The organism is Nocardiopsis sp. CNT312, from assembly GCF_000515115.1.
Classification (GTDB): Bacteria; Actinomycetota; Actinomycetes; order Streptosporangiales; family Streptosporangiaceae; genus Nocardiopsis.
Map to the genome: position 1 here is coordinate 18,793 of NZ_AZXF01000021.1, position 14,824 is coordinate 33,616.

Consider the following 14,824-nt stretch of genomic DNA (forward strand, 5'->3'; position numbering starts at 1 on the left):
CCCGGGCCGCCGGCCACCCGTCGGCGGCCCGGCCAAGAACCCCGCCAACGCCTCCCGGCACACCGCGGCCGGGCCAGATCCACGAGAAGGGCGATCGGATCATGTCCCAGACCGATGTCGTCGTCACCGGCCTCGGCGCCACCACCCCCCTCGGGGGTGACGTCGCGACCACATGGTCCGCACTGCTCGAAGGCCGGTCCGGTATCAGCATGCTGGACCCCGACTGGCATGAGGCGCTCCCGGTGCACTTCGCCGGGCGCATCGCGCAGGAACCCTCCGAGAAGCTGCCCCGCCCGAGGCTGCGCCGCCTCGACCGCACCCAGCAGTTCGCGCTGATCGCCGCTCAGGAGGCCTGGGCCGACGCGGGCTCACCCGAGGTCGACCCGCTCCGCCTGGGAGCCGTCGTCTCCAGCGGTATCGGCGGCATCCTCACCATCCTGGAGCAGTACGACACCTTCCGCGAGAAGGGCTGGAAGCGGGTCTCCCCGTTCACCGTGCCCATGCTCATGCCCAACAGCCCCGCCGCCGCGGTCTCCCTGGAGTTCACCGCACGTGCCGGGGCGCACGCGCCGGTGAGCGCCTGTGCCTCCAGCGCCGAGGCCATCGCCAACGCCGTCGACATGATCCGCGCCGGCCGCGCCGACATCGTGATCGCGGGCGGCACCGAGGCTGCGATCCACCCGCTGAACATCGCCTCGTTCGCGTCCATGCGCGCCCTGTCCACCCGCAACGACGACCCGCAGGGCGCCTCCCGCCCCTGGGACGTGAGCCGCGACGGGTTCGTCATGGGCGAGGGCGCGGGCATCGTGGTCCTGGAGTCGGCCGAGCACGCCGCCAGGCGCGGCGCCCGGGTGTACGCGCACGCCGTCGGGGTGGGCTACACCAACGACGCCCACGACATCGTCCAGCCCGACCCCGAGGGCACGGGCCAGACGCGGGCGATCCACCAGGCGCTCGGCGACGCCGACCTCGCGCCGAGCGACATCGTGCACGTCAACGCGCACGCCACGTCCACACCCGCCGGCGACGTGGCCGAGACCGTGGCGATCCGCACCGCGCTCGGCGACTCCGCCGCCGACCGGGTCGCGGTGACCTCCACCAAGTCGATGACCGGCCACCTGCTGGGCGGCGCGGGTGCGGTGGAGTCGATCGCCACGGTCCTGGCCCTGCACGAGGGCCGGATCCCGCCGACGATCAACATCGACGAACTCGACCCGAACGCGGTCGTGGACATCGTCCGCGACAAGCCGCGGGACCTGCCCGGGGGCGACGCCGCGGCGATCAACGAGTCCTTCGGCTTCGGCGGCCACAACGTCGCTCTGGTGTTCCGGCGGCCCTGAGCCCGGTCGAACGCACGGCCCCTGGAAGTCCTCTTCCGGGGGCCGTCGCCCTCTCCCGCGGGTGAGCAGAGCATACGGTCGTTCGAGACATGGTGAACACGCGTGAAGTTCTGCTGAACAGCAGTACACATGCCTTTCTCCGCACCTCGGGTGGGAGCACCATGGGGATCGTGTCTGTGCAAGCGTCCCAGTATCATGCCGGTTCATCCTCCATCGAAACGAGCGCTCCCGAGGTGCACCGCTCCTCTCGCTCCATCGCGCACCGGCCGGTCGTGGACCTGGAGTCGGGTGCGGTTCTCGCGGTCGAGGTGGTCGCCTCTCCCCCGCCCGTGCCCCGGAGCGCTTCCGGCGCGGTGACCCCCCGGGAACAGATCCTCATCGCCGAGTGGCTCGTGAACCTGATCGGCCAGTCCGGCGCTTCGGGAACCCTGCTGCCGCTGGTGCTCCCACTGCCCGCACGGATGCTCACCGCGGGGGACGAGTTCGTCTCCCTGCTCGACAGCCGCCTGCGCCGCTCCGGTCGGCGCCCCAGCGACATCACGCTCATGCTCAGCCCCGAGCTGTCCGCCCTGCCCAGGCAGTTCGTCACCTCGGGCGTGGCCCGGCTCAGGTCGGCCGGGTTCCGGTGCGGGTTCGGTACCGCGCTGGTCAGCCCGGACCTGGTCCTGGAGACGGTGCCCTACCTCATCCGTCTCGACCCGTCGATCGTGTCGGACGTGGCCTCGGACCAGCGCAGGACCACCGTGGTGGAGGGCCTGGCCCGGATCGGTCGCGGCAGTGGTGTGTACTCCATGGCCTCGGGGATCAAGCACGGCGAGGACGTGGTCCGCCTGCGCCGCTGCGGCCTGCGGGTGGGGACCGGCCCGTTCTTCGCCGAGGACACCTGGCTTCCGGGCGAGCGTGTGACCCCGGTTCCCGAGCCGACCGCCGACGCCCAGGACCAGCAGGACTCCGGTCCGCAGATCACCGAGTTCATGCTGCCGCCGGTCGGCTTCGGTGCCGACGTGAGCTGCGATGAGGTCCTGGACGCCTTCACCGGCGACACCGCGCTCAACAGCGCGGTCCTCATCGACCACCGGGACCGCCCTCTGGGCGTGATCGACCGGACCCGGTTCCTGCTGTCGGTGACCGGCAGGTACGGGCACGCGCTGCACGCCAAGCGTCCGGCGCTGCGGCTGGCCGAGCCGCCCCGGACGGTTCCGGCGTGGATGTCGGCGATCGCCGCACTGCGGGTGGCCGGGCAGGACAACGCGCGTGTCTACGACGACATGATCGCCACCAATGCCTACGGCCAGGTCGTGGGCGTGGTCCACGTGGCCGACCTGATCCAGTCGCTCTCCCGGAGCTGACGCGCATTCGGGCGGCCTCCGCGGCGGGGGCCGCGCACGCGGTGCGGCCGTCCCGCGGGGACGGCTCCGGACGAGTCAGCCGACGCCCTCGTCCAAGGCGCGGGCCATCCTGAGCCGGGTGGCCTCGTCATGGAGGTAGTCCAGCGCCGGGCGCTTGGGGAGCCGCCCGTCCCCCGAGGAGCGGCCCATGGCCCTGCGGCTCAGCCACGGGACGAGGTACTGGCGCGCCCAGCGGCGGTTCTCGCGACGGCGCAGGATGCGCGGGACCTCCCGGGGCGGGGTGTCCCACGGGTCCTCCCAGTCCTTGCGCGAGCCCATCGGGACGCCGAGGAGGTCGGCGATACGGGCGGCGACGATCTGGTGGCCGTCGCTGTTCATGTGCAGGCGGTCCTCGCTCCAGGCACGGGGGTCGGCCAGGGAGGTGAGCGCCCACATGTCCACGATCTCCGCGCCGGTGCGCTCGGCGACGGCGCGCATGTGCATGCTGAAGACGGCGATACGGCCGCGGTAGTAGCGCAGTACGGGGATCCACCCGGTGTCGTGGCCGGACACGATCACCACGCGCAGGCCCGCGTCGCGCAGGCGGCGGATCCCGCGTTCGAACTGCTCTCCGAGCCGGTCCAGGTTCCTGCCGGGCAGCAGCACGTCGTTCCCGCCGGCCAGGACGGTCACCAGGTCCGGCCGCCACTCCAGGGTCTGCTCCGTCTGCTCGCCGAAGATGTGGCGCATGCGCCGGCCGCGCACGGCCAGGTTGGCGTAGCGGAAGTCGGGGGTGAACGAACCCAGGTGGTCGGCGAGCCGGTCGGCGAATCCCCGGTAGGCCCCTCCGGGACCGCTGCCGTCGTCGATCCCCTCGGTGATACTGTCACCGATCGCGACATAGGAGCGGATGACATCCGGTCTACTCACACGCGCGACCGCAGGGGGATTCGTCTCTAGGTCTGTCACGTCAACCAATCGTCCGGCTCGGTCACCCCGCGGCCAGTGGGTCCGCAGACGGGGCGAAAGTCCTGCTGGGGCCGCGTGCGGCCGCTGGTCCCGGGCCCGGAAGCGCCGACCGGTGGTCGGCTGTGGAGCGGCCACCCTGCCAGAGTCCGTTCGGGCGAGGACAGTGCCGCCAAGCATACCCGCGCATGGGGTCGCAGTGCCGAAACAGGGAGCATCAAGGCACCCGATCAGCCATGGAGAGAGAGTTAATCGACTATGAATCGGGACATAGCCCCCCTTGCGCGCCCTACAATGAGTACCGTCGATATCGAACGTCGAACAGACTGGTCACAGGAAAGTCGACGAACCCGTGGGGCCCCGGGACTACCCATGTGGCGCTGGGCGACGTACGATCACGGACGACACGTACTCACGGCACCCCTGTCCCCCGGTCAGCCGTGCTCGACTGGTCGGCGTCGGCTCGGTCGGCCGCGTCCCGGTCGGGTGATGGGCGAATGCTGTGGTGCGCCGAACCGAAGGCCCGTGCGGTTCCTCCAATTCACGTGCAGTCACCAGGAGGTCGAGGTCCCCAGCGGATGAACGCCGTCTCCCCGATCTGCCTCGTCGACCTCGCCCCCGCCCTGCGGTGGTCGCGCTCGCAGGACGTGGCACCCCTGCTCCGCCACGATCGGCTCATCGAAGGCTGGTGGCACTCGCTACCCGTCTCCCAGGTCCTGGACATCGCCGGACCGCCCTGGCTCGCCCACGGCATCGCCCGTCTGGCCGCGGAGCAGTGGGGACACGTTCCCCTGGCCTCGTTCCTGCCCAGTCTGCAGGCCCAGAGGGTGGACTGCTCGGAGCTGTCCGACCCCGTCCGCGGCGCTGTCGCCTCCGCTGCCGGGGACTGGGAGCGCCTCATCGCGGCCACGCCGCAGGAGATCAGCTCGTGGCCGATCAGCGGCTGCGGCGCGCTCGACATCATCAGCACGGTCGCCTGGCGGGCCCTCCAGCCCTGCTGCGACCTGCCCAGCGGCCCCACGCCCTCGCCCGCGCTGATGCTGGAGGCCGTGCGCACCATCTCCCACTGGCTGCCCGACTCGGCCCCCGACCACGTGCGCAGCGCACTGGACTACCTCACCAACGCCACCGGGGTGGGCGAGGGGCCCGGGGCCTCCGAGGGTGCCGGGCACGACCCGGCACCTCCGCAGACCCCGGCGACCCACGCCATCCGCACCCTGCGGGCCCTGCGCGCCCAGCGTGACGAGGAGCGGCGGCGCGTCCCCGAGAAGGCGACCGGAACCGAGGGGCCCGGTAGCGCCCCCGGCGGCGCGCCCATCAGCATGGTCAGTTCGGCCGCCATGATCCCGGGCGGTGCCGAGGCCGTGTCGGACGCGGACAGGGACGGCGGTATAGGGGACCTGCGTTCGCAGTTCCGCAGTTCCCTGCTGGGCCCGGGCCGGACCTTGCGCCGCCCCTCGTTCAGCCGCCCCAAGGCGATGCGCTCCGACCACGTGGAGGCGCAGCCCCCGGTGCCCGCGCTCGGCGAGCACCCCCTGGTGGACCTGGTCGACGGCATGTTCCGTTCCTGGCCCGAGCTGGAGCGCACCGTGGCGGCCGAGCGTCTCTTCGCCACCGACCCCATCAGCATCAGGGTGCTCTCGGAGCAGATCGCGGTGGACGTCACCGAGCTCCGCGCGGCCCAGCGCAAGGTGGAGGAGCGCCTCCTGCGCTGGCTCAACTCCCCCGAGAGCGGTCAGATCACCAAGCACCTGCGCGACCTGTCCGAGCAGCTGGGATCGGCGACGACGATCGACCGGCTCATCAACGCGCACGCGGACCACCCCGTGAACGTGCCCACCCTGCACACCCCGCTGTGGCGCGTGGTCATCACCCTGTTCACCGACCGCAGGATGCACAACGGCTGGCTCATCGCCGATGATCCCAACCGCCTGCGCTGGCAGACCCGCGAACTCCTGGGCGACGCCCCCGACATGACCGAGGCCGGGATCCGGCTGGGCCGGATCGGCATCCGCCAGCAGGAACTGCGGGCCTGGCTGCTGAGCACCCCCGGGGTCAGCCTCAAGGAGGGGCGCGTGCTCGTGGACCCCTCCGTCCCCATGGAGGCACCGACCAACCCAGGCCCCGCGGACACCTCCAGCCCCACGACGGAGAACGGACTGCCGATCCGGCGCCGCCTGGAGGGCCCGGAGAGCCCGCCCCCCTCCCCGCAGGCAGCCTCGGGCCTTCCGTACCAGGACGCCCAGCAGGCGTCGGCACCGTTCGGCGGCCCCTCCCCGGTACCGCCGCGGGCGGCGGTACGTCCGGGGGGCGGCCCCGTTCAGCAGTCGGCGGCGCACGACCGCCCGTCGATGGCCGCGCGCTGCTTCCACGCCCCCGACGGGCGCTGGTGGCACCGGGTCGACATCACCGCCGACCACCTCAACGGGGCACCCGTCGCGGTCCCCACCGGCTACGCCGTGCACCTGGGGCTGCAACCGGGGCGCCTGCTGTGCCTCACGGCCCCCGGTGCCGACCTCCTGGTACTGGTCTGGCGGGACCAGCCCGCGTTCGACTCCCTGCGGCCCCTGCTGCGCCGCCAGGCGGCCCAGCCCGGCGACCGGATGTTCATCACCGTGACCGGGGACCGGCTCGACGCGCGCAAGCTTCCCGCCACCGACCTGAGCGGCTTCCCGCCGGCCTCGCGCGCCCTGCACCTGAGCGGCTACACGGCGCACGCCTCCACGGAGGAAGCGCTGGGGATCCTCTCCCGGCGGATCACCGACGGCGAGGAGCGGCTTCCGGCCGATCCGCAGGCGCTCATCGACCGCCTCGAACTGCGCGGGGACACCGACATCGCCGGGGAGCTGCGCGCCGGGCTGTTCGCCGCCCGCTGAGCCCGCCCGAGAAGGCTTCCGGAGCGCCCGGGGAGCCTTCTCGCGTCCGTGGCGCGTCCACCACCCGAAAACGGTTCGGAGACCTGGCACGAACCGACCCTATGCGCCGTGGGTGAGGCCCTGCCTCACCCTTGCGAGGCGGTCCTCCACGACGTCCTCCGCGCCCCCGACCGGGCCGCGGCGCCCGACCTCCGGGCGTGGACCGGTTCGGGCTGCGCCCGCGCGTGGCGACCGCCGACGGGGACCACGACGTGCGGCTGCCCTTCTCCCGGCCCGCGCGCAGCGGGCACGACCTGGCCCACCAGGTGCACCTCCTGACCGGCACCGCCCACCACCGAGCCGGACACGGGTGCGGGCCGGGACCCGAAGGTCACCGGCCCGCCCGTTCACGCTCCGACTCAGACGTTGAAGCCCAGCATGCGAAGCTGGTCGCGGCCGTCGTCGGTGATCTTGTCCGGGCCCCACGGCGGCATCCAGACCCAGTTGATGCGCACCTCGCGCTCGAACTCGTCCAGCGCGCTGGTGGCCTGGTCCTCGATGACGTCGGTCAGCGGGCACGCCGCACTCGTGAGGGTCATGTCCAGGGTGATGACGTCGTCGTCGGCGTTCACCCCGTACAGCAGCCCCAGGTCCACGACGTTGACGCCCAGCTCGGGGTCGATCACGTCCTTGAGCGCCTCACCGATCTCCTCGACCAACTGCTCCGCCTCGGCGGAGAGCGACGCGGCCGACTCGGGGGCCTCCGTCGTCGTCTCGTTCTCACTCATCAGACGCTCTCCTTCTCGAAGGACTGCGACACCGCGTCCTTCCACGCCATCCACCCCAGCAGGGCGCACTTGACCCGCGCGGGGTACTTCGACACTCCGGCGAACGCGACCGCGTCCTCCAGTACGTCCTCGTCCGGTTCGCCCTGACCCCTGGACTGCATCAGCTCGGTGAACGCCTCCAGGGTGGCCATGCCCTCGGCGACCGTCCGCCCGATGAGCAGGTCGGTCAGCACCGAGGTGCTGGCCTGGCTGATGGAGCAGCCCATCCCCTCGTAGGAGACGTCGCTGACGACCGCGTGGTCGTCGAGCGCCGCACCGTCGGCCGGAGTCAGCGCCACCCGGAGCGTCACCTCGTCCCCGCACGTGGGGTTGATGTGGTGCGCCTCCGCGTTGTGCGGATCACGCAGCCCCTTGTGGTGGGGGTTGCGGTAGTGGTCCAGGATGATCTCCTGGTACATCGCGTCCAACTGCATGGTCAGGCTGTTTCCTCGTGTCAGGGGCGGGTTCCGAAGAACCGCTGCGCGTCCCGGATCGCGTCCGCCAGTGCGTCCACGTCCTCCAGGGTGTTGTAGAGGTAGAAGGACGCGCGCGTGGTGGCGACGATACCCAGCTTGCGGTGGAGCGGCCAGGCGCAGTGGTGGCCCACCCGGACCTCGACGCCCTTGTCGTCGAGGACCTGGCCGAGGTCGTGGGGGTGGATGCCCTCCACGGTGAACGACACCGCTCCCCCGCGGTCCACCGCCTCGGCCGGACCGACGATCCGCACGTCCTCGACCGCGCCGACGCGCTCCAGCGCGTAGGCGGTGAGCGCGTGCTCGTGCTCGGCCACCCGGTCCATGCCCACCGCGGTGAGGTAGTCGCAGGCGGCGGCCAGGGCGACGGCCTGCGGAGCCATCGGAACCCCCGCCTCGAACCGCTGCGGCGGCTCGGCCCACGTGGAGTGGTCCATGTGCACGACACCGATCATCGAACCGCCGGTGATGAACGGCGGCATGGCCTCCAGCAGCTCCCTGCGCCCCCAGAGCACGCCGATCCCGTTGGGTCCGAGCATCTTGTGTCCGGAGAAGGCGAGGAAGTCCACGTCCAGCGCGGAGACGTCGACCGGCATGTGCGGCACGGACTGGCAGGCGTCCAGGACCACCAGCGCACCGACCTCGCGGGCGCGGGCGGCGATGGGCGCCACCGGGTTGACCGTGCCGAGCACGTTGGACTGGTGGGCGAAGGCCACGACGCGGGTGCGCTCGTTGACCAGTTCCTCCAGGTCGGACAGGTCGAGGCGGCCCTCCTCGGTCACCGGGAACCACCGCAGCGTCGCCCCGGTGCGCCGGCACAACTGCTGCCAGGGCACCAGGTTGGCGTGGTGCTCCATCTCGGTGACGACGATTTCGTCCCCGGGCCCCACCTGGAAGCGGCGGAGCCCGTCCTCGGCCGTGGCCGCGTTGCTCATCGCGTAGGCCACGAGGTTGATCGCCTCGGTGGCGTTCTTGGTGAACACCACCTCGCCGGCGTCTCCCCCGATGAACCGGGCGATGGTCTCCCGCGCGGCCTCGTAGGCGTCGGTCGCCTCCTCCGCGAGCTGGTGGGCGCCGCGGTGCACCGCCGCGTTGTGGCGCTCGTAGAACCCGCGTTCGGCCTCCAGCACCTGCCGGGGCTTCTGAGACGTGGCCCCGGAGTCGAGGTAGACCAGGGGACGCCCGTCGCGGACGGTCCGGGACAGGATCGGAAAGTCCTTCCGGACCGCCGTGGTGTCGATCGGGCCCGTGTCGGGCCGGACGGACTCGCGGAGGGTCACGGTTACGCGCCCGCCTTCACGAAACGCTCGTAGCCCTCGGCCTCCAGGGTGTCGGCCAGCTCGGGACCGCCGGACTCGGCGACGCGGCCTCCGGCGAACACGTGCACGAAGTCGGGCTTCACGTAGTTGAGGATGCGGGTGTAGTGCGTGATGAGCATGATGCCCATCTCACCGCTCTCCTTGGCCCGGTTGACACCGTCGGAAACAACCTTGAGCGCGTCGACGTCCAGACCGGAGTCGGTCTCGTCGAGGATGGCCACCTTCGGCTTGAGCAGCTCCAACTGGAGGATCTCGTGGCGCTTCTTCTCGCCGCCGGAGAAGCCCTCGTTGACGCCGCGGGCGGCGAAGGACGGCTCGATGGACAGGTCCTTCATGACGCCCTGGAGCTCCTTGGAGAACTGGCGGAGTTTGGGCGCCTCGCCGCGCACCGCGGTGACGGAGCTGCGCAGGAAGTTGGACATGGACACGCCCGGGACCTCCACCGGGTACTGCATGGCGAGGAAGACGCCGGCGCGGGCGCGCTCGTCCACGCTCAGGTCGAGGATGTTCTCGCCGTCGACGAGCACCTCGCCCTCGGTGATCTCGTAGCGCGGGTGGCCGGCGATGGCGTAGGCCAGGGTGGACTTGCCGGAGCCGTTGGGGCCCATGATGGCGTGGGTCTCACCGGAGTTGATCGTCAGGTCCACGCCCTTGAGGATCTCCTGGCGCTCGTCCTCACCGATCAGGACGTCGGCGCGCAGGCCGCGGATTTCGAACTTGGTCATTTCAGCCTCAGGAATTCTTCTCAGCCGGCGAAACGAGCACGTCGTCGCCGTCGATCTTCACGTCGTAGGTGGGGACCGGCTGTGTGGCGGGCGGGTTGAGCGGTGCCCCCGTGCCCAGGTCGAAGCAGGAGCCGTGCAGCCAGCACTCGATCGTGCCGTCCTCGACCTCGCCCTCGGAGAGTCGGACCTCGGCGTGCGAGCACACGTCCCGCACGGCGAAGACCTCGCCCTCGGAGCGGACCAGGGCGATGGGGGTCTCGTCGTCGAGTTCGATCCCCAGGACCCCCTCCTCGGGGATCTCCGAGAGCTCGGCGACCTTCACCCACGGCCCGGTCTCACTCATGTTCGGCCAGTTTCCGCTCGACCTTGGCCATGATCGCCTCGCGCAGGTCCTCGACCGGGATCCGGTTGATGAGTTCGAGGAAGTAGCCGCGGATGACCAGGCGGCGCGCCTCGTCCTCGGGGATGCCGCGCGAGCGCAGGTAGAACAGGTGGATGTCGTCGAGGCGGCCGCTGGCGGCGGCGTGGCCGGCGCCCTCCACCTCACCGGTGAAGATCTCCAGGTTGGGCACCGAGTCCACGCGGGTGTCGTCGGTGAGCTGGAGGTTGCGGTTGTGCTCGTAGGAGTCCGTACCGGTGGTGCCCTCGCCGATGATCACGTCACCGATCCAGACGCCGTGGGCCCCCTTGCCGCTGAGCGCGCCCTTGTACTCCACCCGGGAGCGGGTGTGCGACTTGTTGTGGTCGACCAGCGAGCGGTGCTCGTGGTGCTGGCCGTCGCCGGTGAAGTACAGTCCGTGCAGTTCGGCGTTGGCACCGCCGTCCTTGTAGGCCACCTTCGGCGAGAGCCGGACCAGGTCGCCGCCCAGGGTGACCACGATCGACTTGAGGGTGGCGTCCTTGGACATCTGGGCGTTGTGCTGGGTGACGTCGACGGCGTCGCGGTCCCAGTCCTGGAGGCTGACCAGGGTGAGCCGGGCCCCCTCGCCGACGTGGACGTCCACGCTGCCCGCGCGCACGCCGCCACCGGTCTGCTCCAGGACGACGACCGCCTCGGCCAGCGGCTTGACGTCGATGACGTACTGGTCGAAACGCGTGCCGCCCTGGGCCTGGCGGGTGATGCGCACGGGCCGGTCCAGGACCGCGCCCTGGGCCACCGTGACGACCGTGGCCTCCTCGAAGGAGGTGTAGGCCTGGGCGGTGACGCGGTCGGCGGGGCGCCCGGCGGTGCCCAGTCGGGCGTCGTCGCGGCCGACCGTCTCCACGGTGACGCCCTCGGGGGCGTCCACGTCGAGCTTGTCGGTGCCGTCCGCCTGCGCGCTGCCGTCGTGCAGGCCCTTGAGGCGGCGCAGCGGGGTGAAGCGCCACTCCTCCTCGCGCCCGTTCGGGACGGGGAAGTCGTTCACGTCGAAGGACCCGTGGGTGGCCAACTTGGAGAACGGGATCTCCCCGAGACCGTGACTGTGGGCCTTGGGTTCGATGCTCGGGCCGGTCAACTTAACCAACCGCTCCTTCCATCTGAAGCTCGATCAGCCGGTTCAGTTCCAGCGCGTACTCCATGGGCAGCTCGCGCGCGATGGGCTCGACGAACCCGCGCACGATCATGGCCATGGCCTCGTCCTCGTCCATCCCCCGGCTCATGAGGTAGAAGAGCTGGTCCTCGCTGACCTTGGAGACGGTCGCCTCGTGCGCGAGCTCGGCGTCGTCCTCGCGCAGGTCGTTGTAGGGGTAGGTGTCGGACCGGCTGATCGTGTCGATCAGCAGGGCGTCGCACTTGACCGAGGACTTGGCGTGGTCGGCGCCCTCCTGCACCTGGACCAGGCCCCGGTAGGAGGCGCGTCCGCCGCCGCGTGCCACCGACTTAGAGACGATGGTGGAGGAGGTGTTGGGCGCGCAGTGCACCATCTTGGAACCGGTGTCCTGGTGCTGGCCCTCGCCCGCGAAGGCGATCGAGAGCGTCTCGCCCTTGGCGTGCTCGCCCATGAGGTAGACGGCCGGGTACTTCATGGTGACCTGGGAGCCGATGTTGCCGTCGATCCACTCCATGGTGGCGCCCTCTTCGGCGACGGCACGCTTGGTGACCAGGTTGAAGACGTTGTTCGACCAGTTCTGGATGGTCGTGTACCGGCAGCGGGCGTTCTTCTTGACGATGATCTCGACGACTGCCGAGTGCAGCGAGTCCGACTTGTAGATCGGTGCGGTGCAGCCCTCGACGTAGTGGACGTAGGCGCCCTCGTCGACGATGATCAGCGTGCGCTCGAACTGGCCCATGTTCTCGGTGTTGATCCGGAAGTAGGCCTGGAGCGGGATCTCCACGTGCACGTTCTTGGGCACGTAGATGAAGGAGCCGCCGCTCCACACCGCGGTGTTGAGCGCGGCGAACTTGTTGTCGCCGGGCGGGATGACGGAGCCGAAGTACTCCTGGAAGATCTCCGGGTGCTCCTTGAGCGCGGTGTCGGTGTCGAGGAAGAGGACGCCCTGCTCCTCCAGGTCCTCGCGGATCTGGTGGTAGACGACCTCGGACTCGTACTGGGCGGCCACACCGGCGACCAGGCGCTGCTTCTCGGCCTCGGGGATGCCCAGCTTGTCGTAGGTGTTCTTGATGTCCTCGGGCAGGTCCTCCCAGGAGGCGGCCTGCTGCTCCGTGGACCGCACGAAGTACTTGATGTTGTCGAAGTCGATCTTGGACAGGTCCGCGCCCCAGTCGGGCATGGGCTTCTTGCCGAAGAGCCTGAGGGACTTGAGGCGGAGCTTGGTCATCCACTCCGGCTCGTCCTTCTTCGCGGAGATGTCGCGGACGACCTCTTCGTTCAGACCCCTGCGGGCCTTGGACCCGGCCGCGTCGGAGTCGGCCCAGCCGTACTCATAGGTTCCGAGCCCTTCGAGCTCGGGATGCGCGATAGACGTCATGCGCGGACTCCTCCTGGACTTCAGACGTCACTTGTCGTGTTGCGGTGCTCCATCCGCCGCAGGGCGGGTGGAGTTCTGTGCGGGGTGTGCCGCCCGCCCGTCCCGGGCCTGCCCGGGGACGTCGTCGGCGGGGGTGACGTGCGTGGTGCACACGCCGTCGCCGTGGGCGATGGTGGCCAGTCGCCGCACCGGGGTGCCCAGAAGCCGCGAGAAGGCCTCGATCTCGGCCTCGCAGAGCTGCGGGAACTCCGCCGCGACGTGGGCCACGGGGCAGTGGTGCTGGCACAGTTGGTCGCCGCCTCCGGGCGCGGGTGCCCTGCCCGCGGTGGCGGCGTACCCGTCGTTGGACAGGGCTTCGGCCAGGAGCCGGACCCGCTGCTCCCGGGGTACCGCGTCCAACAGGGGCTGGTAGCGCCTCTCCAGGTCGGCCACCTGGCGCTGGGCGAAGGCACCGACGGCCTCGGGGCCGGCGGTCTCCGCGAGGAAGCGGAGGGCTCCGGCAGCGAGGTCGTCGTAGGCGTGGACGAAGGCGCCCCGCCCGACCTCGGTGATGGCGAAGACCCGTGCGGGCCGGCCTCGACGGCGCCGTCCGCCGTGGGGCCGGGCGTCGCGGGCCTCGACCATCCCCTCGCCGGTCAGGTGGTCGAGGTGGCGGCGGATGGCCGCGGGGGTGAGTCCGAGCCGCTCCCCCAGCGCGGAGGCGGTGATCGGCCCCTGTTCGAGGATGAGCCGGGCCACCCGTGCGCGCGTGCCGTTCTCGGCCCCGCGCTCGGGTCCGGTCAGGGCGCGGGGGGCACCGGAGGTGTCGGGCACGGCGATCCCCTCCTCCCCTGTGGTCCTGACGGCTCTGCTCACGCTTTAGACAACATCAGTGTGGCCTAAATAAGTCCGCTTAGGCAAACCGGCGTTCATGCCGCCGATCACGAAGGTCAGCCTTGCCTAACTGCGATTTCATCCGACCGACATCTGCGGACCCGACACCCGAAGGGACTGACACCCCGCCAGCCGACCGCATCGTGAGACGTCAGTCCATGATATGGACGGACCAGGGGGTGCGGGGCCCGGGCTGACCCGCCCGTACCGGTTCCGCCACCAGCCGGCGACCGGACGCACAGGCCCACACGTACACTCGGGACCCATGGACACAGCCGCGGTCGAGGTCGTCGATCTGGTCAAGCGCTACGGCGCCACCACCGCAGTCACCGGTCTGACGTTCACCGCGCGCCGGGGTGCCGTCACGGCGCTGCTGGGCCCCAACGGCGCGGGCAAGACCAGCACCATCGAGATCTGCGAGGGCTTCCGCCGCGCGGACGGCGGAAGCGTCCGCGTCCTCGGCAGGGACCCGGTCGCCGACGCCGCGGCGCTCAAGCCCCGGGTCGGGGTGATGCCCCAGTCCGGTGGCGTGCCCACCGGTGCCCGCACCGCCGAGTGGCTGCACCTGATGGCCTCCTTCCACACCCGGCCGATCGCCCCCGGGCTCCTGCTGGAACGCCTCGGCCTCACCTCGGCCTCGCGCACGCCGTTCCGGCGCCTGTCCGGAGGGCAGCAGCAGCGCCTGTCCCTGGCCTGCGCCGTGGTGGGCCGTCCCGAACTCGTCTTCCTCGACGAGCCGACCGCCGGCCTGGACCCGCAGGCGCGTATGGCCGCCTGGGACCTCGTGGCCTCGCTGCGCGCGGCCGGGGTCGCCGTGATCCTGACCACCCACCACATGGACGAGGCCGAACGCCTGGCCGACCACGTCGTCATCGTCGACCACGGCTCCGTGGTCGCCGAGGGCAGCCCCTCCGAACTGACCGGCGACCGGCGGGAGGTGCGCTTCTCCGCCTCCGCCGCGCTGGACACCGGGGCCCTGCGCGCCGCCCTGCCCGAGGGCGGCGCGGTGGCGGCGGCCGAAGCGGTGGGCGGCGGGCGCGAGTACGTGGTCACCGCGGGCGGCACCGACGCCCTGGGGCCGGAGTTCCTGGCCACGGTCGCCGCGTGGTGCGCCTCCGAGGGTGTCCTCGCCGAGGACCTGCGCTTGCGACGGCGTACCCTCGAAGACGTCTTCCTCGAACTCACCGGCCGGGAACTGCGCGACTGAG

Annotated in this window: 13 protein-coding genes; 4 read left to right on the forward strand and 9 right to left on the reverse strand. The window is 71.1% G+C overall.

The genetic code is table 11. The features are described from left to right. Window positions 1–101 precede the first annotated feature (101 nt). Both fabF and B042_RS0110590 read left to right on the forward strand, forming a co-directional pair. Window positions 102–1,340 carry a beta-ketoacyl-ACP synthase II gene (gene fabF / locus B042_RS0110585; RefSeq protein ID WP_028648260.1) on the forward strand — a complete coding sequence of 413 codons (1,239 nt, stop codon included), beginning with the start codon at window positions 102–104 and terminating at the stop codon, window positions 1,338–1,340. A 233-nt stretch (window positions 1,341–1,573) separates the two neighbouring features. Then, window positions 1,574–2,689 (forward strand): EAL domain-containing protein, encoded by a 1,116-nt coding sequence (locus B042_RS0110590; RefSeq protein WP_231493928.1) that lies wholly within the window; start codon window positions 1,574–1,576, stop codon window positions 2,687–2,689. A 75-nt stretch (window positions 2,690–2,764) separates the two neighbouring features. Here B042_RS0110590 and B042_RS22805 read toward each other — a convergent pair whose 3' ends face one another. Further along, window positions 2,765–3,598 carry an SGNH/GDSL hydrolase family protein gene (locus B042_RS22805; protein ID WP_231493929.1) on the reverse strand — a complete coding sequence of 278 codons (834 nt, stop codon included), beginning with the start codon at window positions 3,596–3,598 and terminating at the stop codon, window positions 2,765–2,767. Window positions 3,599–4,212: 614 nt separating this feature from the next. Between B042_RS22805 and B042_RS0110600 the strand changes: the two genes are divergently transcribed. Beyond that, complete coding sequence (locus B042_RS0110600; protein ID WP_028648262.1) at window positions 4,213–6,510, forward strand: hypothetical protein; 2,298 nt, start codon at window positions 4,213–4,215, stop codon at window positions 6,508–6,510. A gap of 398 nt (window positions 6,511–6,908) precedes the next feature. Here B042_RS0110600 and B042_RS0110605 read toward each other — a convergent pair whose 3' ends face one another. From B042_RS0110605 to B042_RS0110640, 8 genes are read right to left on the reverse strand one after another with little or no spacing between them, the layout of a single operon-like run. Then, complete coding sequence (locus tag B042_RS0110605; protein WP_028648263.1) at window positions 6,909–7,277, reverse strand: metal-sulfur cluster assembly factor; 369 nt, start codon at window positions 7,275–7,277, stop codon at window positions 6,909–6,911. Beyond that, window positions 7,277–7,750, reverse strand: coding sequence for a Fe-S cluster assembly sulfur transfer protein SufU (sufU, locus tag B042_RS0110610; protein WP_028648264.1), 474 nt, complete (start codon window positions 7,748–7,750; stop codon window positions 7,277–7,279). The genes B042_RS0110605 and sufU overlap by 1 nt, the downstream gene beginning before the upstream one ends. A 20-nt stretch (window positions 7,751–7,770) precedes the next feature. Continuing rightward, window positions 7,771–9,069, reverse strand: coding sequence for a cysteine desulfurase (locus B042_RS0110615; RefSeq protein ID WP_028648265.1), 1,299 nt, complete (start codon window positions 9,067–9,069; stop codon window positions 7,771–7,773). 2 nt (window positions 9,070–9,071) lie between these two features. After that, complete coding sequence (sufC, locus tag B042_RS0110620) at window positions 9,072–9,833, reverse strand: Fe-S cluster assembly ATPase SufC (RefSeq protein ID WP_028648266.1); 762 nt, start codon at window positions 9,831–9,833, stop codon at window positions 9,072–9,074. A 7-nt stretch (window positions 9,834–9,840) separates the two neighbouring features. Beyond that, window positions 9,841–10,176, reverse strand: coding sequence for a non-heme iron oxygenase ferredoxin subunit (locus B042_RS0110625; RefSeq protein ID WP_028648267.1), 336 nt, complete (start codon window positions 10,174–10,176; stop codon window positions 9,841–9,843). Continuing rightward, window positions 10,169–11,329 (reverse strand): Fe-S cluster assembly protein SufD, encoded by a 1,161-nt coding sequence (gene sufD, locus B042_RS0110630; protein ID WP_028648268.1) that lies wholly within the window; start codon window positions 11,327–11,329, stop codon window positions 10,169–10,171. Before sufD ends, B042_RS0110625 begins: the two co-directional genes overlap by 8 nt. Before the next feature lies 1 nt (window position 11,330). Beyond that, window positions 11,331–12,743, reverse strand: a complete 1,413-nt coding sequence (gene sufB, locus B042_RS0110635; RefSeq protein ID WP_028648269.1) for a Fe-S cluster assembly protein SufB — start codon at window positions 12,741–12,743, stop codon at window positions 11,331–11,333. Between the two features lie 27 nt (window positions 12,744–12,770). Then, a complete protein-coding gene (locus tag B042_RS0110640; RefSeq protein ID WP_028648270.1) occupies window positions 12,771–13,556 on the reverse strand; it encodes a metalloregulator ArsR/SmtB family transcription factor in 786 nt (261 codons plus the stop codon). Window positions 13,557–13,881: 325 nt separating this feature from the next. On the opposite strand from B042_RS0110640, the gene B042_RS0110645 reads away from it, so the two are divergent. Then, window positions 13,882–14,823, forward strand: coding sequence for an ABC transporter ATP-binding protein (locus B042_RS0110645; RefSeq protein WP_028648271.1), 942 nt, complete (start codon window positions 13,882–13,884; stop codon window positions 14,821–14,823). Window position 14,824: the final 1 nt, after the last annotated feature.

Excerpts from the sequence above, each read along its gene's own strand:
- fabF (WP_028648260.1), top strand. The coding sequence starts at position 102 with ATGTCCCAGACCGATGTCGTCGTCACCGGCCTCGGCGCCACCACCCCC.
- B042_RS0110600 (WP_028648262.1), top strand. The coding sequence starts at position 4,213 with ATGAACGCCGTCTCCCCGATCTGCCTCGTCGACCTCGCCCCCGCCCTG.
- B042_RS0110605 (WP_028648263.1), bottom strand. The coding sequence starts at position 7,277 with ATGAGTGAGAACGAGACGACGACGGAGGCCCCCGAGTCGGCCGCGTCG.
- sufU (WP_028648264.1), bottom strand. The coding sequence starts at position 7,750 with ATGCAGTTGGACGCGATGTACCAGGAGATCATCCTGGACCACTACCGC.
- sufC (WP_028648266.1), bottom strand. The coding sequence starts at position 9,833 with ATGACCAAGTTCGAAATCCGCGGCCTGCGCGCCGACGTCCTGATCGGT.
- B042_RS0110625 (WP_028648267.1), bottom strand. The coding sequence starts at position 10,176 with ATGAGTGAGACCGGGCCGTGGGTGAAGGTCGCCGAGCTCTCGGAGATC.
- sufB (WP_028648269.1), bottom strand. The coding sequence starts at position 12,743 with ATGACGTCTATCGCGCATCCCGAGCTCGAAGGGCTCGGAACCTATGAG.
- B042_RS0110645 (WP_028648271.1), top strand. The coding sequence starts at position 13,882 with ATGGACACAGCCGCGGTCGAGGTCGTCGATCTGGTCAAGCGCTACGGC.